19 protein-coding genes are annotated in these 19,207 nt (G+C 63.9%); 9 read left to right on the top strand and 10 right to left on the bottom strand.

All coding sequences use genetic code 11. The features are described 5' to 3' along the window. Window positions 1-746 precede the first annotated feature (746 nt). Entirely contained in the window at window positions 747-1,772 is a 1,026-nt protein-coding gene (locus tag NOV72_RS21300; protein ID WP_106856560.1) for a DUF1839 family protein, read from the bottom strand. 384 nt (window positions 1,773-2,156) lie between these two features. Here NOV72_RS21300 and NOV72_RS21295 point away from each other — a divergent pair, with 384 nt between their 5' ends. The 4 genes from NOV72_RS21295 to NOV72_RS21280 all read left to right on the top strand — a co-directional run bounded on the left by NOV72_RS21295 (window position 2,157) and on the right by NOV72_RS21280 (window position 6,431). Beyond that, a complete protein-coding gene (locus NOV72_RS21295) occupies window positions 2,157-2,690 on the top strand; it encodes a GNAT family N-acetyltransferase (RefSeq protein WP_106856559.1) in 534 nt (177 codons plus the stop codon). A 201-nt stretch (window positions 2,691-2,891) separates the two neighbouring features. Beyond that, the gene (locus NOV72_RS21290; protein ID WP_106856558.1) at window positions 2,892-4,043 is read left to right on the top strand and encodes a glycosyltransferase family 4 protein; all 1,152 of its coding nucleotides are present in this window, start codon (window positions 2,892-2,894) and stop codon (window positions 4,041-4,043) included. Between the two features lie 482 nt (window positions 4,044-4,525). Continuing rightward, window positions 4,526-5,278 (top strand): FadR/GntR family transcriptional regulator, encoded by a 753-nt coding sequence (locus NOV72_RS21285; protein ID WP_106856557.1) that lies wholly within the window; start codon window positions 4,526-4,528, stop codon window positions 5,276-5,278. 148 nt (window positions 5,279-5,426) lie between these two features. Continuing rightward, window positions 5,427-6,431: a Gfo/Idh/MocA family protein gene (locus NOV72_RS21280; protein WP_106856556.1), complete on the top strand. Its 1,005-nt coding sequence runs from the start codon at window positions 5,427-5,429 to the stop codon at window positions 6,429-6,431. Window positions 6,432-6,434: 3 nt separating this feature from the next. Here NOV72_RS21280 and NOV72_RS21275 read toward each other — a convergent pair whose 3' ends face one another. From NOV72_RS21275 to NOV72_RS21250, 6 genes are all read right to left on the bottom strand, one after another. Then, window positions 6,435-7,094, bottom strand: coding sequence for an amino acid ABC transporter permease (locus NOV72_RS21275; RefSeq protein WP_106856555.1), 660 nt, complete (start codon window positions 7,092-7,094; stop codon window positions 6,435-6,437). A 118-nt stretch (window positions 7,095-7,212) separates the two neighbouring features. Further along, window positions 7,213-8,013 (bottom strand): cystine ABC transporter substrate-binding protein, encoded by an 801-nt coding sequence (locus NOV72_RS21270; RefSeq protein WP_106856554.1) that lies wholly within the window; start codon window positions 8,011-8,013, stop codon window positions 7,213-7,215. A 114-nt stretch (window positions 8,014-8,127) separates the two neighbouring features. After that, complete coding sequence (locus NOV72_RS21265) at window positions 8,128-9,150, bottom strand: quinone-dependent dihydroorotate dehydrogenase (protein WP_106856553.1); 1,023 nt, start codon at window positions 9,148-9,150, stop codon at window positions 8,128-8,130. Between the two features lie 85 nt (window positions 9,151-9,235). Further along, window positions 9,236-10,063, bottom strand: coding sequence for an arginyltransferase (locus NOV72_RS21260; protein ID WP_106856552.1), 828 nt, complete (start codon window positions 10,061-10,063; stop codon window positions 9,236-9,238). Window positions 10,064-10,179: 116 nt separating this feature from the next. After that, window positions 10,180-10,911, bottom strand: coding sequence for a leucyl/phenylalanyl-tRNA--protein transferase (aat, locus tag NOV72_RS21255; RefSeq protein WP_106856551.1), 732 nt, complete (start codon window positions 10,909-10,911; stop codon window positions 10,180-10,182). Between the two features lie 44 nt (window positions 10,912-10,955). Continuing rightward, window positions 10,956-11,501, bottom strand: coding sequence for an NUDIX hydrolase (locus NOV72_RS21250; RefSeq protein ID WP_035501055.1), 546 nt, complete (start codon window positions 11,499-11,501; stop codon window positions 10,956-10,958). A 244-nt stretch (window positions 11,502-11,745) separates the two neighbouring features. Here NOV72_RS21250 and NOV72_RS21245 point away from each other — a divergent pair, with 244 nt between their 5' ends. From NOV72_RS21245 to moaE, 3 genes are read left to right on the top strand one after another with little or no spacing between them, the layout of a single operon-like run. Then, a complete protein-coding gene (locus tag NOV72_RS21245) occupies window positions 11,746-12,969 on the top strand; it encodes a molybdopterin molybdotransferase MoeA (RefSeq protein WP_342753422.1) in 1,224 nt (407 codons plus the stop codon). Then, a complete protein-coding gene (gene moaD / locus NOV72_RS21240; protein ID WP_106856549.1) occupies window positions 12,966-13,223 on the top strand; it encodes a molybdopterin converting factor subunit 1 in 258 nt (85 codons plus the stop codon). Before NOV72_RS21245 ends, moaD begins: the two co-directional genes overlap by 4 nt. Before the next feature lies 1 nt (window position 13,224). Then, window positions 13,225-13,692, top strand: a complete 468-nt coding sequence (gene moaE / locus NOV72_RS21235) for a molybdopterin synthase catalytic subunit MoaE (RefSeq protein WP_106856548.1) — start codon at window positions 13,225-13,227, stop codon at window positions 13,690-13,692. Here moaE and NOV72_RS21230 read toward each other — a convergent pair. Further along, window positions 13,689-14,237, bottom strand: a complete 549-nt coding sequence (locus tag NOV72_RS21230; protein ID WP_106856547.1) for a group III truncated hemoglobin — start codon at window positions 14,235-14,237, stop codon at window positions 13,689-13,691. The genes moaE and NOV72_RS21230 overlap by 4 nt on opposite strands. A gap of 258 nt (window positions 14,238-14,495) precedes the next feature. Between NOV72_RS21230 and NOV72_RS21225 the strand changes: the two genes are divergently transcribed. Continuing rightward, the gene (locus NOV72_RS21225) at window positions 14,496-14,984 is read left to right on the top strand and encodes an Rrf2 family transcriptional regulator (protein WP_106856546.1); all 489 of its coding nucleotides are present in this window, start codon (window positions 14,496-14,498) and stop codon (window positions 14,982-14,984) included. Between the two features lie 170 nt (window positions 14,985-15,154). Further along, the gene (clpB, locus tag NOV72_RS21220; protein WP_106856545.1) at window positions 15,155-17,752 is read left to right on the top strand and encodes an ATP-dependent chaperone ClpB; all 2,598 of its coding nucleotides are present in this window, start codon (window positions 15,155-15,157) and stop codon (window positions 17,750-17,752) included. 147 nt (window positions 17,753-17,899) lie between these two features. On the opposite strand, the gene NOV72_RS21215 is transcribed toward clpB, so the two are convergent. Together NOV72_RS21215 and NOV72_RS21210 are read right to left on the bottom strand one after the other, a co-directional pair. Next, complete coding sequence (locus NOV72_RS21215; RefSeq protein WP_106856544.1) at window positions 17,900-18,361, bottom strand: YidB family protein; 462 nt, start codon at window positions 18,359-18,361, stop codon at window positions 17,900-17,902. Between the two features lie 153 nt (window positions 18,362-18,514). Continuing rightward, window positions 18,515-19,096 carry a ComEA family DNA-binding protein gene (locus NOV72_RS21210; RefSeq protein ID WP_106856543.1) on the bottom strand — a complete coding sequence of 194 codons (582 nt, stop codon included), beginning with the start codon at window positions 19,094-19,096 and terminating at the stop codon, window positions 18,515-18,517. Between the last annotated feature and the right edge of the window lie 111 nt (window positions 19,097-19,207).

Genomic DNA, 19,207 nt, shown 5'->3' with positions numbered 1-19,207 from the left:
TTTGTTTCAGTATTGAACATGGGTGGTCTTAGGAATGCGTGCAAGCACCGAAGAGTTTCATCAGTGCAATCTCCGCAAATGACGGCTCATTCCCTACCAATCACCGTACGACAAGCCTCACGGGTCGACATCCCTTCGACGGAACGCCTTCTTTCGTAGGGACAATGAAAAATGATTCATCCGTGTTCCATCGCGTTCGTGAGGTATCGAACGCGGGTTATTTTCATTGGCTCTTGATTCCCGGCGAAGCCTTGCCGGACATGGCTTCGCGGGGAAGCGAAAAAGTCGGCCGATGAACGTTGCCCGAGCGGAAACGTTGCTTTCATTGCACGAAGTGAAAAGTCCGCGTGCGATGCCTCACGCATTCACCTGCGGGAAGCGCGCTTGCAAGCGTGGACTAGCGCACATGGGGCATGCGCAAGCCCGTTTCGCGCGACGCGGAGCAGCATTTCGCCCTCAAACGTTTGCGCGCATATTGTCGGATTCATTGTCTTGGAAACATCAGTCTGGTTCGAAGCGAGGTGCCCCGAAATGTTTCATCGGGGACAATTTCATGCGGAACCGATTTACGCGCGCGAAATCCCGATCGCCGGAATTGCAGCGAAGACATGACGAGGTCATGAAGCGGATATACGACTCGGAAGTAAGCGAATGAAAAAACCGTTGAAACAAGGCCGCAAGTATGTTTTTCCGGAACGCGTTTTCTTATACGAATCGACGGGAAATTCCGGCGCGTGCGCGGCCGCTCAACACACGATATTCGCAAGCGGCGGAATAACGCGTTCATACGCGTCTTCGATGGCGTCGAACGATGCTTCGCAAAGGTCGTGACGTCCGCGCGAAAGCGCACGCGCGAGCCGGCACTGCATGACCATCGTTTCGCTTGCGATCTTGCGCGCGCCCGCATGCGTCTGCACGGGAATATCGAAGCCTTGCTCGCGCATCCATTGCAGGTAGTGCGCGAGCAGCTCGAAGTTCGCGCCGAGCTGCCTCATCACGTTGAACGCATAAAGACGCGTATACGATTCGCCGCGCGCGATCATCGTATCGACGTGCTCGGGAAACGCCGCGCGCCAGCGAGCGATGGGGTTATGCATCGGACGCCGCAGCAAATGCACGCACAGCGCATCCGCCGACTCCTCGGCGAGCGGCGTGCCCGAAACCGGCTCGCGCACGCGCTTGACGAATTCGACGTGCGGAAAGAGCGCCGGCTGCAACGCATGCGGACGCAACACGCCGTCGTAATCGTCGCCGTCGAGAAGGTGATAACCCGTGTGATGAAAGTAGCCGAGACGCCGCGCATCGGGATCGATCACATCGATGCCGATGGTCGTCTTCGCATGCTCGCGGTGATACGAAGCCGTGCGCATGTCGGGCAGAAAGAACGCATCCACTTCGACGAGCACGATGTTCGAACGGCGCGTCTGCACGAGCGCGCGCTCTTCGAGCGAATCGAACACGGAAAGCTCCTGCACTTGCAGGCCGTACAGCTTTTCGATGTCGTCCAGCGGCAGCTTGCCGAGCGTGAACTGATCGGCTTCGAAGTCCTGAGCGACGGTGAACGCCAGCGCGGCGCGCGGTTCGAGGCCATTGCCGTGCAGAATTTCGATCCAGAGATCGACGGGCGCGACAGCTTCGCGCCAGATGCGCTCGCCGCGATGCAGCGCATGCGCATGATGGCGCCGCGCACGCATGCGCAAAGGATCGAGCGACACGACGCGGGAACGGCTCGCGCCTGAATTCGTCACACCGCTCGTATGGAACGCGCTCATGCCGTGACCTCGGGCCGGCGAGGCCGGCGTTCGATACCGCAGATACCGCATGCGCGTGCGAGCGAGTGTCCTTTTCGTTGTGCTTCTCTGTCGCGTTCGATGGCGGTATGCATTCTGATTTTCCCATGAAGGTGCCGTATTACGCGAGTGCTATCGACGCGTGCAAGCGCTCGCGACGGCCCGCTCGAAGGGCTGTTGCGTGGTCGCGTTTAACGTCGGGCAGGCGTCTTTTTCCCCGGGACGCCTTTTTGCGTGTGGTCGGGCTTATTTGAAAGGCGCGCGCGGCCTGGGTCGGTGCGATGGCGCACTGAATCCGGGCGGGCCGGCACGTAACGTCTAATCATCGCAACGCCGGTAATTACCGGTAAAGCATGGAGATAATCGATGAACTGGAAAACGCTGGATTTCGAACAACTCACTGCGCGTGAGCTTTATTTGATTTTGCGCGCGCGCAGTGCGGTGTTCGTCGTCGAACAGTCGCATGTCCATCTCGATCCGGATGGCCGCGATGAAACCGGCATGCACGTCTTCGCCGCCGAAGACATGAGCCGTTCGATGCCCGTGCTCGCCTATGCGCGTATTCACGAAGGCGACGCGGAAGATCCGGAAGTCGTGGTGGACAAGATCTTGACGAGCCCGCTGCGTCGCGGCGACGGCACCGCGCACGCGCTGATCGAGCGCGTGCTCGCGGTGACCGCAGAGCGCTGGCCCGGCCGCGGCGTGCGCCTGACCGCGCCGGTGAGCCTGCGCGGCTTCTACGAAACGTTCGGCTTTCGCAAGACCGAAGGTCCGTTTCTCGAGCACGGCATGCCGTACATCGGTCTGACGAGAAAGAGCCGGCAGCCGCGCGAAACGTCCGGCACGCGCAAGACGCAGTCTGTATCGAGCGAGCAGGCCACGACGTACGAGTTGCTATAAGCGCCACCAGAGACGCGCTGCGTGCGCCGCAACCCGCGCGCGCAGCGACAGAAGCCAACGCATCAGTCATCACAGGCGTGGACCGTCCGGGCATCGAGGAAAGAACACCGCAACAACAACGAAGCACGTCCTCGAAACAATAAGATCGACGCCGCCGACAAGCGCCAAAAGCGCCGGCGAGCGCACAAAACAGCCTATCTCATGCGAATAGTCCACCTCGCCAACCACGCGCAGACGATCGGCAACGGCACCGTCAACATGATGGTCGATCTCGCCTGCATGCAGGCCGGCATGGGTCAGGATGTCGTGGTCGCGTCGTCGGGCGGCGGGTTCGAATCGCTCCTGCGCCGTCACGGCATCACGCATATTCCGCTGCAGCAATCGCGGCAGCCGTGGCGCGTGCCGTCGATGATCGCGGGCTTCAATCGTCTCATCGATCGTTTCGATCCCGACATCGTGCACGCGCACATGATGACCGGCGCGCTCATTTCGCGTTTCGGCAGCATGCGGCGCCGCTTCGCGCTCGTGACGACGGTGCATCACGAATTGCAGAAAAGCGCATCGCTCGTGCGCGCGGGCGATCGCATGGTGGCCGTGAGCCGGGCAATCGCGACGGATCTGGAGGCGCGCGGCATCGATCCCGCGCGCATGTCGGTGGTGCTCAACGGCGCTGTCGCCGCGCCGCGGCTCGTCTGCCGGCCCGCCGCGAAGCCGGTGCGCCTGAGGCATCCGAACATCGTCTGCGTGGCGGGGCTGTATCGCAGGAAAGGCATCGCGGATCTGTTGCAGGCGTTCGCGCGCGTGCGCGAACAGTCCGCGAGCGAGCGCGAGTTCATGTCGGAGCCGCATCTGTATCTCGTCGGCGATGGCCCCGATCGCGCGTCGCTCGAAGCGCTCGCGCAAGAGCTCGGCGTCGCGGACGCCGCTCACTTCACCGGCTTCGTCGCCGATGCGCGGCCCTATTTCGCGAGCGCGGATGTCTTCGCGCTCTTATCGCACCAGGACCCGGCGCCGCTCGTGATCGCCGAGGCGCGCGAAGCGGGCTGCGCGATCGTCGCGACGCGCGTCGGCGGCATTCCCGAAATGCTCGACGACGGCGCAGCGGGCGTGCTCGTGCCAGCGGGAGATATCGAACAGGCCGCGGCGAAGCTGCGCTGGCTGCTGATCGACCGGCAGGCGCGCGGCCAGCTCGCGGCGCGCGCGCAACAAAATCTGCAGCAACTGGCGGTCGAAAGAGTATGCAGCGATTACATGGCGGTCTATCAGCAGACGCTCGCGGAGCGTGAATCGATGAAGCGCCGGCAGGTCGCGATCGATGCGCAAAGCCCCCGGGCGACAGATGGCGCGATTTAAGCATACGGCTGACAAATCCCCGCGCTTGCGCCGCGCCACGGCGCTTTCGCCCAAACCCTCCGATCATACAAAAGCCCCATGCCAGCGGCCTTCCGTTCGCGTTCGCACAGAACGCCTACGAGATGCTTGCTCAAATGAGTGCATGATCGGTCCGAGGACACGAAGGGCCGAAAAAATAGCACTCGCCGCGCTGCGACGCCGCCATTCTTCAGTTTCCCTGATGAATGCCTGCGCGCGCGCGGCGCGAGCGCAGCGGATGCACCCGAAGCGGCAATAAAGCAAAACGAAATATCGATATAGAGGTCAGAGGGATTACCCTGTCAGGAGTTTCCCAACTGGCAATCGACGCAACGAAGACGCAACGTATCTAGCACGACGAATGGACCTGTCGGGAACCCGTCGTGCCTTTCGCAGCCTGGAGAAAGCGAAAGCGATGCGCTCATACATACGGCTACGGAACAGGCGAGAAGGGGAGAAGCGAGATGGATGACAACAAAGAGCGATCGCTGGTGGCGAAAGTCATGGACGGACTGGTCTCCGGCATCGTCGAGCAAAAATATGGCGCGATACTGCCACCGCAGGACATCCTCTCGAAGGAGTTCGACGTGAGCCGCACCGTCATGCGCGAGGCGCTCTCGATGCTGCTCGCGCGGCACATGCTGGACGTGCGGCCGAAAACCGGCACGCGTATTCGTCCGATGAGCGACTGGCGTCTCATCGACGAAGACGTGGTGAGCTGGCGTTTTCGCGCCAAGCCGGATCAGACATTTTTGCGCGATGTAATCGAATTCCGCATGCTCATCGAGCCGCGCGCGGCAGCGCTTGCCGCCGCGCGGGCGACGCCGGACGAAATCGCCGGAATCCGCGACGCGTTCGATACGCTCTCGCGTTTGCAGGTCGGCGAGCCGGAATATCAGGCGGCCGACGAAGTGCTGCACACGCGTATCGTGGCGGCGAGCGGCAACCAGTTCTTTCGTCAGATGACGGCGATCGTGCGCGGCGCGCTGGTGACGGTCAATCCGATCGTCGACGGCATCGAATCCGTGCGCGAGGCGACGCTCGCGGCGCAGAAGAGCGTCGTCGAGGCGATCGAGGCGAAAGATCCCGCCGCCGCCGAATCCGCGACGCGCGCGCTCGTCGATCTGGCCGCGGAAGAAGTGGGCCGCGCGTTCTCGCTGGAGCGCGTGAACAGCCAGCCGGCCGCGCCGAACGTGAACGCGTCCGCGGGGGTGTGACGCCTTCTGTCACGCGTTAGTCGATGCTCGGGAAGCTCAAGCAAATACGGAGCCGGGACAAGTCCCGGCTTTTTGCCGTCTGCGCGTGCCGTGCGAAGTCGTCATGCGATGCAATCAGGCACAATGCATCGCACCACGAACATTGCGCATGGAGGCAGGATTGACCGATACGAACATCGACACAGCAACGATACGCTGGGGCATCGTCGGCGCGGGACGCATCGCGCGGCGGTTCGCCGATAGTCTCACGCATGTCGAAGGCGCGCGGCTCGCGGCCGTCTGGTCGCGTCGCGCGGAACCGGCGCGCGCACTCGCCGAGACCTTCGGCGCGCGCGCATTCGACGATTTCGACGCGATGCTCGAACACGTCGACGCGCTTTACATCGCAACCTTGCAGGACAGTCATCCGGAGTACGCGCTGCGCGCTTTCGCGGCGGGCAAACCCGTGCTGTGCGAAAAGCCCGCCGCCGTGAACGCGCGCGCGTTGCAGCGCATGATCGACGCGGCGCGCGCGGCGAAGCTGCTCTTCATGGAAGCGATGAAGCCGCCGTTTTATCCGTTGTATCGCCGTCTGCGCGAGCATCTGGAGCGCGATCCCATCGGCGAGATCGGGCTCGTGCGCGCAGGCTGCTCGATGGCGAACGTGCCGCTCGATCATCCGTCGTTCTCGCTCGAAGCGGGCGGCGGCGCGCTGCTCGACATCGGCATCTACGAGGCGTTTCTCGCGGTCGACTGGCTCGGCGAAGCGCTCGACGTGCAGACCATCGGCCGCCTTGGCGCGACCGGCGTCGACGTGTTCGCGAGCCTGAACGTGCGCCATGAACGCGGCATCGCGCAATTGTTCTGCGGACTCGATCTGCAAGGACGTGGCGATGCGCTCATCGGCGGCACGCTCGGCACGGTGACGATCCACGAGAACTGGTGGAATCCGGCACGCGCGACGATCGCCTACACGGACGGACGCAAGGTCGAACTCGACGAGCCTTTCACGGGCGGCGGCCTCAACTACGAAACCGCGCATTTTTGCGAGCTGCTGCGCGCGGGCAAGACGGAAAGCCCGCTGATGCCGCACGCGATGTCGATGCGCATGATCGCGATCATCGACGCCGCGCGGCGCGATCTGAAGCTGCGCTTTCCGTTCGAAACGGATTGACGCTCAGTGGCGTCCCGGCAGCGCGAGACGCCGCTCGAAAATCCGCTGCACGAATTCGAGCACGCTGCACAGAATCCAGTAGACGAACGCCGCCGCGAGATAGAGCGGCAACGGCTGATACGTTGCCGCGATCACTTCCTGCGCGCTTCGCAGCAGTTCCGTCACGGTGATGACCGACACGAGCGACGTGTCCTTGATGAGGCTGATGAGACTGTTCGACAAGCTCGGCACCGCGATGCGCAGCGCCTGCGGCCCGATCACATAGCGCAGCGTCTGCGTGCGCGACAGCCCGAGGCTGTAGGCCGCGAGCCACTGTCCGGCGTGAATGCCGAGAATCGCGCCGCGCATGCTTTCCGAAAGATACGCCGCCACGTTCGCCGACAGCGCGATCACGCCCGCGGGCGTCGGTTCGAGCGAGATGCCGAGGCTCGGCAGGCCGTAGTAGATAACGAAAATCTGCACGAGCAGCGGCGTGCCGCGCATCACGCTCACGTAGAAGCGCCCGATCGCGACGAGCGCGCGGCTCTGGCTGATGCCCATCAACGCGAGCACGACGGCCGCGATGAGGCCGAAGAACATCGAGTAGAGCGCGAACTTGATCGTCAGCAGCGCGCCTTGCGCCAGCACGGGCGCCGATTGAACGAGCAGGGATGTCGTGGACATGTGTGAGACGCGTTGACCGAAACGGTGCCGAAACGAATCGGCACATATTAAACCGGTGACAAAAAAGAGAAGGGCGGCACCGTGACGATGCCGCCCTCGCGACGCCGGAACCCGCGGCTTACTTCGCGGGCTTCGTCACGTCGATGCCGAACCACTTGTCCGAAATCTTCGTGAACGTGCCGTCCGCTTCGAGCTGGGTCATCGCGTCGCCGATTGCCTTCGCGAACTTCGGATTGCCCTTCTTGAACGGAATGCCCGACGGATTGCCCGGTCCGACGTTCGAGCCCGGACGCAGCGGCAGATTCGAGTTCTTCGTCAGATAGGCGAGCATCAGACGGTCGTTGAGCGCGGCGTCGAGACGGCCCGCCGCGAGATCGCGCAGATATTCCGGCGCGCCCGGATACGTCTTCACGTCGATACCCGGCACGGCCTTCGCCATGTCCATATAGTTCGTGCCGAGCGCGACGCCGAGCTTCTTGCCTTTCAGTTCGTCGAGCGACTTGAATTCGCGCGTGTCGTCCTTGCGCTGGATCAGTTGCGCGTTCGAGTACGTGTATGCGGGCGAAAAGTCGAGCGTTTGCTTGCGCGCGTCGGTGATGCCGACCTGGTTCACGATCACGTCGAACTTGCCTGCCTGCAAGCCCGCGATGATGCCGCTCCATTCGGTCGTGACGAACTCGGGCTTCACGCCGAGCTTCGCGGCGACGGCCTTGGCGATATCGACGTCGAAGCCGACCAGTTCGCCGTTCGGCGTCTTCGAGTTGAACGGCGGGAAGGTGCCTTCCAGGCCGACGCGCAGCGTGCCGCGCTGCTTGACCTGATCGAGCAGGTCTTCGGCGTGCGCGGCGGTGGTGACGGCGGTGAATGCCGCGCCGATCAGGCTGGCGGCGACGAGCTTCTTGAGCGTGGACAGTTTCATCGTGTGTTTTTCCTCTTGATGGGCACAGCGTCTTTCTGAAGTGCGGCGATCATAGTGAAATTGCAATCGCCGCGTAAGATCGTTTGCTCATGTCTATATGCAGAATCGCCGATGTCACGCGAGCGCTTCGACACATTCCCTGACGAGCCCCGGCCCGCGATAAATCAGCCCCGTATAGAGCTGCACGAGCGATGCGCCCGCCGCGAGCTTCGCGCGCGCGTCGTCGCCCGAGAAGATCCCGCCCACGCCGATGATCGGCACGTCGGTCCCGACTTCCGCGCGCAGCTTGCGGATCACCTCGTTCGATGCGTCGAACACCGGATGTCCCGACAGGCCGCCGGCTTCGTCGCCGTGCTTCATGCCGGCGACGGCGGTGCGCGAGAGCGTCGTGTTCGTGGCGATCACGCCGTCGATCTTGTGAGCGAGCAGCGTACCCGCGATCGCCTTGATCTGCTCGTCGTCGAGATCGGGCGCGATCTTGAGCGCGAGCGGCACGAGCTTGCCGTGCAGGTCCGAAAGACGCGCCTGCTTTTCCTTCAGCGCGCCCAGCAGCGAATCGAGCTCGCCCGCGCCCTGCAATTGCCGCAGATTCTTCGTGTTCGGCGACGAAATGTTGATCGTCACGTAGCTCGCGAACGGATAGACGCGCTCGAGGCAGTAGAGATAGTCGTCGGCGGCGCGTTCGATCGGCGTATCGGCGTTCTTGCCGATGTTCAGGCCCAGCACGCCGCGATAGCGCGCCGCCTTCACGTTGGCGACGAACTGATCGACGCCGCCGTTGTTGAAGCCCATCCGGTTGATGAGCGCGTTCGCGTCGGGCAGCCGGAAGATGCGCGGACGCGGATTGCCCGGCTGCGCGCGTGGCGTCACGGTGCCCACTTCGATGAAGCCGAAGCCGAGCGCGGCGAGCCCGTCGATGCACGCGCCGTCCTTGTCGAGGCCCGCCGCGAGGCCGACCGGATTGCGGAACGTGATGCCCATGACGGTGCGGGGCGAATCCGGGCCGTGTTTGGCGAGCATGCCCGCGAGTCCGGTGCGGCCGGCGGCGCCCAGCATGCGCAGCGTCAGGTGATGAGCGTCTTCCGCGTCCATCTTGAAAAGATGCGAACGCGCGATCGGATAGAGGGAACTGAACACGAAATGAAAGCCGGCGACGGCGGATTTTTTTAAGACCGCTATTTTAGCGGCTTTGGACGGCGGGCCGGTCGGGCTGCTTCGGCGATTACTTGGGCTGAGCCGGTCCCTGGATGCGCCCCGGCATCGGCAGCGTGCCGGCGGACTGCGTGTTCGCGGGATCGAGCAACGTCCAGTGCCCGTCGATCAGGCCTTCCAGCGGCCGGAAATTCGCCTTGTACGCCATTTTTTCGCTTTCGCGAATCCAGTAGCCGAGGTAGACGTGCGGCAGGTCGAGGCTCTTCGCCTGCTCGATCTGCCAGAGGATGTTGAAGGTGCCGTAGCTCGTCTTCGGCATGTCCGGCTCGAAGAACGTGTAGACCGACGACAACCCGTCGCCGAGGATGTCGATCATGCTGATCATGCGCAGCTCGCCGGGCTCGTCCGGATGTCCCGGATGCGCGGGCTCGCGGAACTCGACGAGACGCGAATTGATCCGGCTCTGCAGCAGGAACTGCTCGTACTGGTCGCGGCTGTCGCGGTCCATGCCGCCGCCCGCATGCCGCGCCGACTGATAACGCATGTAGAGCGCGTAATGTTCTTCGTCGTAATGCAGCGGCGCGACGCTCGCCACCAGATTGCCGTGCTGCTTCCACACGCGCCGCTGCGCCCGGTTCGGCACGAAACGCGCGACCGGCACGCGCACCGGCACGCACGCGCGGCAGCCGTCGCAATACGGACGATAGGTGAACACGCCCGAACGCCGGAAACCGGCCTTGACGAGTTCGGTGTAGACGTCGGAGTTGATCAGATGGCTCGGCGTGGCGACCTGCGAGCGCGCGACGCGCCCTTCCAGATAACTGCAAGGGTAGGGCGCTGTTGCATAGAATTGCAGCGCGGAAAGCGGTGACAGCGGCAGCTCGTTCGGATGTGTCACGTTGGCGGCTCTCGCAGACGTCGTCTCGTCGTTGCCGACCGGCGCGCGAAACCTCTTCCGGGCGCGCGCACGGCGGCTGCATTACGTTTGTCGCTCGGGGCGCGCACGCGAGGCGTTCAGCGTGCCAGCACGTCGAGCAGGACGGATTTGTCGAAGCGCCAGCCGATCGCCGGTTCCGCCGTGGCGCGCCGCAGATGCGCGACGAACGCGCGGCGCGCGATCTCGCGACCGCCCAGCGACGCCAGATGCGACGTGTTCTGCTGGCAGTCTATCATCTCAATTTGATTGCGGCGCAAGTGTCCGACGAGTGCCGCAAGCGCGATTTTCGACGCATCGGTCTTGTGCGCGAACATCGATTCGCCGAAGAACATGCGCCCGAACGACACGCCATACAGCCCGCCCACGCGCACGCCGTCGTGCCACGTTTCGACGCTGTGCGCGCTGCCCGCGCGATGCAGCGTGGTGTACGCATCCACGATGTCCGAGGTGATCCAGGTGCCGCGCTGGCCGTCGCGGGGCGTCTCGGCGCAGGCGCGCATCACGGCGGAAAAATCGTCGTCGACGCGAACTTCCCAGACCGGATCGCGCACGACGCGCTTCAACGTCTTGCGCAGCGAATCCGACACCTTGAACTCGGCGGGAAAAAGCACCATGCGCGGATCGGGACTCCACCACAGCACGGGCTGGCCGTCCGAGTACCACGGGAAAATGCCGCGCCCGTAAGCGTCGATGAGCCGTGACGGCAAAAGATCCGCGCTCGCGGCGAGCAGGCCCGGCGCGCCGCTCGCCGCGCCGAGCGCGCGCTCGACGGGCGGGAAAGGATCGTCGTCGGCGAGCCAGGGAACCATGTTCTCGGGTGGGCGGCGTTCGGTGGTGTGAGGCAGCGATGCGATCAGCCGTCGCGCAGCGTGCGGAAAATGTCGCCCGTGTGCAGCGTGAAATTGCCGGCGGCGCGATCGGCGAAGAAAAAGCGCAGCGTCTGGCCGACGGTCGGGAACGCGATCTCGTCCCACGGAATCTCGCTTTCCTCGAAGAGCTTCACTTCCAGGCTTTCCTCGCCGGGATCGACTTCGATATCGAGGAGCCGCGCGAGATAGAAGAGATGCACCTGATGCACGTGCGGCACGTTGAGCAGCGTGAAGAGGCTCTGAATTTCGACACGCGCGCCCGCTTCCTCGAGCGTCTCGCGTGCGGCGCCTTCGCTCGTCGTCTCCTGCATTTCCATGAAGCCGGCGGGCAGCGTCCAGTAGCCGTAGCGGGGCTCGATCGCGCGGCGGCACAGCAGCACCTTGTCGTCCCACACCGGCACGGTGCCCACGACGTTGCGCGGATTTTGATAGTGAACCGTGCCGCAATTGTTGCAGACAAAGCGCTCGCGGTTGTCGCCGGGCGGAATGGCGAGACCGACCTCGTGGCCGCAGACGGAGCAGAATTTCATGGAAATGGACGTGGGAAGTGTGCCTGCGAGTGTATCACCGCGCCGCTGCGGCTTTGAGGCACGCAAAAGGTTTGCGGCATCGGCCGCGCCGCATGACGGGCTTGCCCCGGATCGAACGTGCGACGCCTGCCTTCTCGCTACAATAGTTGACCGGTATTGCAGTGTCCTTTTCACGATCGAGGCGCCGCGCGCGCCCCAAACGAACTCCATGTCAACCACGCCAGCCGCTTCCAGCCGTCCTCCGATGCTCGCCACCGCCGACGCGCTCGCTCGTCTCCTCGACGCCGCGCGTCAGGTGGAGGGGCGCGAGCGCGTCGGCACGCTCGACGCGCTGAACCGCGTGCTCGCCGCCGACGTGACCTCGCCGCTCGACGTCCCGCCGATGCACACCAGTTCCATGGACGGCTACGCGGTCCGCGCCGCCGATCTCGCCGGCGCGAGCGAAGGCGCGCCTGTCGCGTTGAGCGTCTCGCAGCGCATTCCGGCGGGCCACGCGGCCGCGCCGCTCGCGGCGGGCACGGCCGCGCGCATCTTCACCGGCGCGACGGTGCCGGCGGGCGCGGATACCGTCGTCATGCAGGAAATGGCGCAAGTGTTGGACGATGGCCGCGTCGCGTTCGCGCAGACGCCAGCCGAGGGCGAGTGGATCACGCGGCAAGGCGCGGACATTGAGCGCGATTCGGTGATCCTGCCCGCGGGCACGCGCTTGACACCGCAGGCGCTCGGGCTGGCGGCGTCGGTGGGTTGCGCGCAGCTCGATGTCGTGCGCCAGGTGCGCGTCGCGATTTTCTTCACCGGCGACGAATTGCGCATGCCCGGCGAGCCGCTCGAACCCGGCGCGATCTACAACTCGAACCGCTTCACGTTGCGTGCGCTGCTCGCGAAGCTCGGCTGCGCGGTGACGGATCTCGGCATCGTGCCGGACCGGCTGGACGCGACGCGCGAAACGCTCCGGCGCGCGGCCATCGACCACGATCTCATCCTGACGTGCGGCGGCGTATCGGTCGGCGAGGAAGATCACGTGAAGCCCGCGGTCGAGGCAGAAGGGCGCATCTCGATGTGGCAGATCGCAATGAAGCCGGGCAAGCCGCTCGCTTTCGGCGCGGTGCGGCGCGGCGACGAAGGCAGCGAGGCGTTTTTCATTGGCTTGCCCGGCAATCCGGTGTCGAGTTTCTGCACGTTCCTGCTGTTCGTCCGGCCGTTCCTGCTGCGTCTCGCGGGCGTGACGAACGTCACGCCGCGCGTCTATCCGATGCGCGCCGACTTCAGCCAGAAAAAAGGCGACCGCCGCAACGAATTCCTGCGCGCGCGCTTGAACGAGTCGGGCGGGCTCGATCTCTTCGCGAACCAGAGCTCGGCCGTGCTGACATCGACCGTCTGGGGCGACGGCCTCATCGACAATCCGCCGAATCATGCGATCAGCGCCGGCGAGATCGTGCGCTTCATCCCGTTTTCAGAACTGATATGAAACTCGAACTGAGGTTTTTTGCGAGCGTCCGTGAAGCGCTGGGCGTGGCGAACGAAACGGTCAGCGTGCCGGACACGGTGGTCAATGTCGGCGACGTGCGCGCGTGGCTGCGCATGCGCGGCGGCGTGTGGGAAGAGGCGCTCGCCGAAGGCCGCGCGTTGCGCATGGCGTGCAACCACGTGATGACCCATCCGGGCCAGCGCATCACCGAGGGCTGCGAAGTCGCGTTCTTCCCGCCGGTCACGGGTGGCTGACATGTCGACGCTTTCCAAAGTCCGCGTGCAGGAAGCCGATTTCGATATCGGCGCGGAAGTGGCCGCGTTGCGCGCCGACAATCCGAAGGTCGGCGCGGTGGCGTGCTTCGTCGGCACGGTGCGCGATCTGAACGAAGGCAGCGCCGTCGAAACCATGGAGCTGGAGCATTACCCCGGCATGACGGAGAAATCGCTCGAAGCGATCGCCGATCAGGCGCGGGAGCGCTGGCGCGGCTCGGACGTGCTGATCGTGCATCGCGTGGGCAAGCTCAGGCCGCTCGATCAGATCGTCCTCGTCGCGACGACCGCGATGCATCGCGCCGAGGCGTTCGAATCGTGCGCTTTCGTGATGGACTATCTCAAGACGCAGGCGCCGTTCTGGAAGAAGGAAAAGACCGCGGCGGGCGAGCGCTGGGTCGATGCGCGCGAATCCGACGACGCGGCGCTCGCGCGCTGGCAGCGCGATTAGCGTGACTTTTCGTCGGCGGATGTGCCGATGAACTTCGCCGGAAACGGCTCCGCGTCCGGACGCTCGGGAAAGCGCGGCTCGGGCGCGCCGCCCGTGCGCTGGCGCTTCAGCGCCGCGAGCAGTTCCTGCTGCTCGACGGGAATCTGATACTCCCAGCCGAACTTGCTGAGTTGCAGGCTGTGCGCGATGCGCAGCGCCGGTTCCATGAACTGCACGGCGGCGGCCGGTTCGTAGCGCGCCTCGACGGTGTTCAGAAACAGCGACAGCCAGCGCGCGAAGTGGCGCGGCTCGATATCGTCGATCGGACGATGCGCTTCCTGCACATTCCCCCGATATTGCTTCGACCCGAGAACGAGACTCGACCAGAACGTCGTCATCTTGGCGAGATGCTCGTCCCAGCGCCCGGTGAGCGCGCGCGAGAAGATCGGTCCGAGCAGCGGATCGTCGTCGACGCGCCGATAAAAGGCTTCGACCAGCGCGCGGACGTTGGCTTCGTTGGGTTCGCGCTCGCGCGGCGCGTCGGTGGCGGGGCGTTCGGTGTTCATCGTCGATCTGCGAAACAAAGGGAGAGACAGTGAGATATTTTGCTGACGAAGAATATCAAGATGACGCAAAATGGTGCTTTCGTGCTCAGGCGCCACTGAGTTTTCCGAAACGCATGGGCGTTCATTTACGCGTCGTGCGCTCAGTGAGTGCGTCGATTCTGGATATCGCTCCGTGATTTTGCGCGGATTTTTTGACGGCACGCGCGGTCCGTCAAATAACCGATGCGGCCCTGCATCCAACCCTGTTCGCGCGAAGCCATGCGACTCACCGATTACACCGATTATTCGCTGCGGGTCCTGCTTTATCTCTCCGTCCGACCGTCGGGCCTTTCGACGATTCAGGAAATCTCGGATGCATACGGCATCTCGAAGAATCACTTGATGAAGATCGTTCAGCAGCTCGGCGAACTCGGCTGGGTCGAGACGGTGCGCGGACGAAACGGCGGCCTGCGGATCGCCTCGCGTTCGCGCGACCTCACGATCGGCGACGTCGTGCGCAAGACCGAGAATGATTTCGCGGTCGTCGGCTGCTTCGCCGAGCCGGACGATACGGCGCGTCAACGCTGCGTGATCCAGCCGGCCTGCCGCCTGCGCGGCGTGTTCGCGGCGGCGCGCGATGCGTTTCTCGCCGAACTCGACAAACATACGGTCGGCGAACTCACGCACCCGGCGAACGAGCTCGCGCGGCTGCTCGGCATCGTCAGCGTTCCGGCGGGCGCGTTCGTGCCGGTGCGGGCGTCGTCTTGACGCGTCACACACTGAACAAATCCCAAACGCCGCAGTCAATCCTGAGCCTGAAGACGGTTGAGGCCGTCATTGTCGAAGAGCAAAAAAATGCACATTTCGAGCCAAAGCGTGCTTGAAAGTGACAAAAAGCGCCTCATTTTGGTCGTATTCAGAATTGGAGCTTTCAAAAAATGAGAATCGACAAACTCACCACCAAATTCCAGGAAGCGCTCTCCGACGCGCAAAGCCTGGCGGTCGGACGTGACAACCAGTACATCGAGCCGGTGCATCTGCTTGCGGCGCTCATCGCGCAGCAAGATGGTTCCGCGCGCTCGTTGCTGTCGCATGCGGGCGTGCAGGTCCAGGCGTTGCAGACATCGCTGAACGAAGCGATCAACCGCTTGCCGCAAGTGCAGGGCACGGACGGCAACGTTCAGGTGAGCCGCGAACTCGCGGGCCTGCTCAATGCCGCCGACAAGGAAGCGCAGAAGCTCAACGACACTTACATCGCGAGCGAGATGTTCCTGATCGCCGTCGCGGATGATCGCGGCGAAGCGGGCCGTCTCGCGAAGCAGCACGGCTTGTCGAGGAAAGCGCTCGAAGCGGCGATCAACGCCGTGCGCGGCGGCGCGCAGGTCAATAGCCAGGACGCGGAAAGTCAGCGCGAGGCGCTCAAGAAATACACCGTCGATCTGACCGAGCGCGCTCGCGCAGGCAAGCTCGATCCGGTGATCGGCCGCGACGACGAAATTCGCCGCTCGATCCAGATTCTTCAGCGCCGCACGAAGAACAACCCGGTGCTGATCGGCGAGCCGGGCGTCGGCAAGACGGCGATCGTCGAGGGCCTCGCGCAGCGTATCGTCAACGGCGAAGTGCCGGAAACGCTCAAGGGCAAGCGCGTGCTGTCGCTCGACATGGCGGCGCTGCTCGCGGGCGCGAAGTATCGCGGCGAGTTCGAGGAACGCCTGAAGTCGGTGCTGCACGACATCGCGAAGGACGAAGGCCAGACGATCGTCTTCATCGACGAAATTCACACGATGGTCGGCGCGGGCAAGGCCGAAGGCGCGATGGACGCGGGCAACATGCTCAAGCCTGCGCTCTCGCGCGGCGAGCTGCACTGCATCGGCGCGACCACGCTCGACGAATATCGCAAGTACATCGAGAAGGATGCGGCGCTGGAGCGGCGTTTCCAGAAAGTGCTCGTCGATGAACCCTCGGTGGAAGCGACCATCGCGATCCTGCGCGGCTTGCAGGAAAAGTACGAGCTTCACCACGGCGTCGAGATCACCGATCCGGCGATCGTCGCGGCGGCGGAGCTGTCGCATCGCTACATCACGGACCGCTTCTTGCCGGACAAGGCCATCGATCTGATCGATGAAGCGGCGTCGCGCATCAAGATGGAAATCGATTCGAAGCCCGAAGAGATGGACAAGCTGGACCGCCGTCTCATCCAGTTGAAGATCGAGCGCGAAGCGGTCAAGAAGGAGAAGGACGAGGCGTCGCAGAAGCGTCTGCAACTCATCGAAGAAGAAATCGACCGGTTGAACCGCGAGTATTCCGATCTCGAAGAAATCTGGACTGCCGAGAAAGCGGCCGTGCAGGGCAGCGCGCAACTGAAGGAAGAAATCGAGAAGGTGCGGGCGGACATCACGCGTCTGCAGCGCGAAGGCAAGCTCGAAAAAGTCGCCGAGTTGCAGTACGGCAAGCTGCCCGAGCTGGAAGCGCGTCTGAAGCAGGTGACGCAGGCGGAATCGCAGGAACAGAACAATCCGACGCGCCCGCGCCTTCTGCGCACGCAGGTCGGCGCCGAGGAAATCGCGGAAGTGGTGTCGCGTTCGACGGGTATTCCCGTGTCGCGGATGATGCAAGGCGAGCGCGAGAAGCTGCTGCAGATCGAAAGCAAGCTGCATGAGCGCGTGATCGGCCAGGACGAGGCGATCGGCGCGGTGGCGGACGCGATTCGCCGTTCACGCGCGGGTCTGTCCGATCCGAACCGTCCGTATGGCTCGTTCCTGTTCCTCGGGCCGACGGGCGTCGGCAAGACGGAACTGTGCAAGGCGCTCGCGGCGTTCCTGTTCGATTCGGAGGATCATCTCATCCGCATCGACATGAGCGAGTTCATGGAGAAGCACAGCGTCGCGCGCCTGATTGGCGCGCCGCCGGGATATGTCGGTTACGAGGAAGGCGGTTATCTGACCGAAGCCGTGCGTCGCAAGCCGTACAGCGTGATTCTGCTCGACGAAATCGAGAAGGCGCATCCGGACGTGTTCAACGTGCTGCTGCAAGTGCTCGACGACGGCCGCATGACCGATGGCCAGGGCCGCACCGTCGACTTCAAGAACACGGTGATCGTGATGACCTCGAACCTCGGTTCGCAAGTCATTCAGGGCATGGTCGGCGAGCCGCAGGAAAGGGTGAAGGATGCCGTCTGGGAGGAAGTGAAGCTGCACTTCCGGCCGGAGTTCCTGAACCGTATCGACGATGTCGTCGTGTTTCATGCGCTCGATCGCACGAACATCGAGTCGATCGCGAAGATTCAGTTGCAGCGTCTGCATGAGCGTCTCGCAAAGCTCGACATGCAACTCGACGTGTCGGAGACGGCGCTGGAGCAGATCGGCAAGGTCGGCTACGACCCGCTGTTCGGCGCGCGGCCGTTGAAGCGCGCGATTCAGCAGGAGATCGAAAATCCGGTCGCCAAGCTGATTCTCGCCGGGCGTTTCGGGCCGAAGGACGTCATTCCGGTTGACGTGCGGGAAGGGAAGTTCGTGTTCGATCGCGTCGTGCACTGAGACGCGGCCGGGACGGCGGTTGATGCGAAAGGGCAACGAAGCGATTCGTTGCCCTTTTTTTCGTCGCCGGAAACGCCTGCCGAAAAAACAAAAGCCCCGCGCGGCGCAATGCCTGCGGGGCTTTCGATGCGGTATGCAGAACCGCGCTTAGCCCTGCTTCGGCTCTTCGCTCTTGCCGAAGAGACCTCCGAGGCCGCCGAGCGAGCCGAGCACGCCGGTCAGATCGAGCTGGCCTTCGGCCGGCACTTCGCCATTGGGCGTCGCGCGATCGACGATATGCGGCAGCACCGCGGCCAGCATGCCCGAAAGCTGGTCGCCTGAGACGCCGGTCTTCTGCGCGAGCGCGCCGACGTTGTCCTGACCGAGCACGTTCGTCAGCGTGTCGGGGCTGATGGGCTTGTTTTCGCCGGTGCCGATCCACGACTGGACGACATCGCCCGCGCCGTGCTGCTGGAAGCGCTGGATCAGGCCCATGAGGCCGCCCGGCTGGCTGTTGACGAACGCGAGCGCCGCCGAGATCAGCGCGGCCTGGCCGGACTGGCCCTGCTGGCCGCCGGGTTGTTGCGACGAATTGCCGAGGGAGGAAGCGAGGATATCGAGTAGGCTCATGGCAGTCTCACTACGAAAGGTTGCGGGGTGGGTTCGCCCGTACCGCAGCGTTCCGCCTTGAAGCGGGCGCGGCGGCGCCGGCATCGGCCGCAAGCGGCCGTTCAACGATGGTCATACGAAGGCAATGCTCCTTCGACAAGGTTCCCCGAAGAATCACTGACTGGCAGCCGCGGCGCTGGCGGCCTTATCTTTCTTGCTGCGCTTCGACTTGGCGGGCTTCGCGTCGCTCGCGGCGGCGGTGCCCGATGCGCTCGCCGTCGCTGCTGCGCTTTCTTTCTTCGATTTCTTCGACGCCTTCGTGCCCGACGCGGACGCCGCGGGCGCCGTGGCCGGCGTCTGCGCCGTGGTGGCCGCCGGCGACGTCGCGGCCGTGGCCGCCGTCGATGACTTCACCGTCGAGTTCGGCGCTGCGCCGCCGCCTTGCGTCGACGGGGTTGCGGGCTTCGACGTCTTGCCCGTCGGCGGCAGCGACGAGCCGCCGATGGTGAGACCGTTCTGCTCGAGCGCCGCCACCGACTTCGTGCCGAGACCCTTGACGCGGTTCGCGAGATCGTCGGCGTCCTTGAACGGGCCGTTCTTCGTGCGTTCGTCGACGATCGCCTTCGACTTCACCGGCCCCAGACCCTTCACCGTATCCAGCGCGGCCTGATCGGCGGTGTTGACATCGACCGCGGCGAAGGCCGCACCCATCGACAGCATGAACCCTATGCACAACATGAGCAGCTTTTTCAGCATGACGGCACTCCAGGCTTGAGAGAAAGGAAGGACGAATCGATAAGTTCGGGCCGATCGGGACGATGCCGTTAAGGATAGGGCAAAAACCCGGTCCGAACGATAACGGCTCGC

It is taken from the genome of Caballeronia novacaledonica (genome assembly GCF_900258035.1).
In the GTDB taxonomy this organism is placed as follows: Bacteria; Pseudomonadota; Gammaproteobacteria; order Burkholderiales; family Burkholderiaceae; genus Caballeronia; species Caballeronia novacaledonica.
Note: the sequence above shows the minus strand (reverse complement) of the source record. Positions and strands in the feature narration are given on the sequence as shown.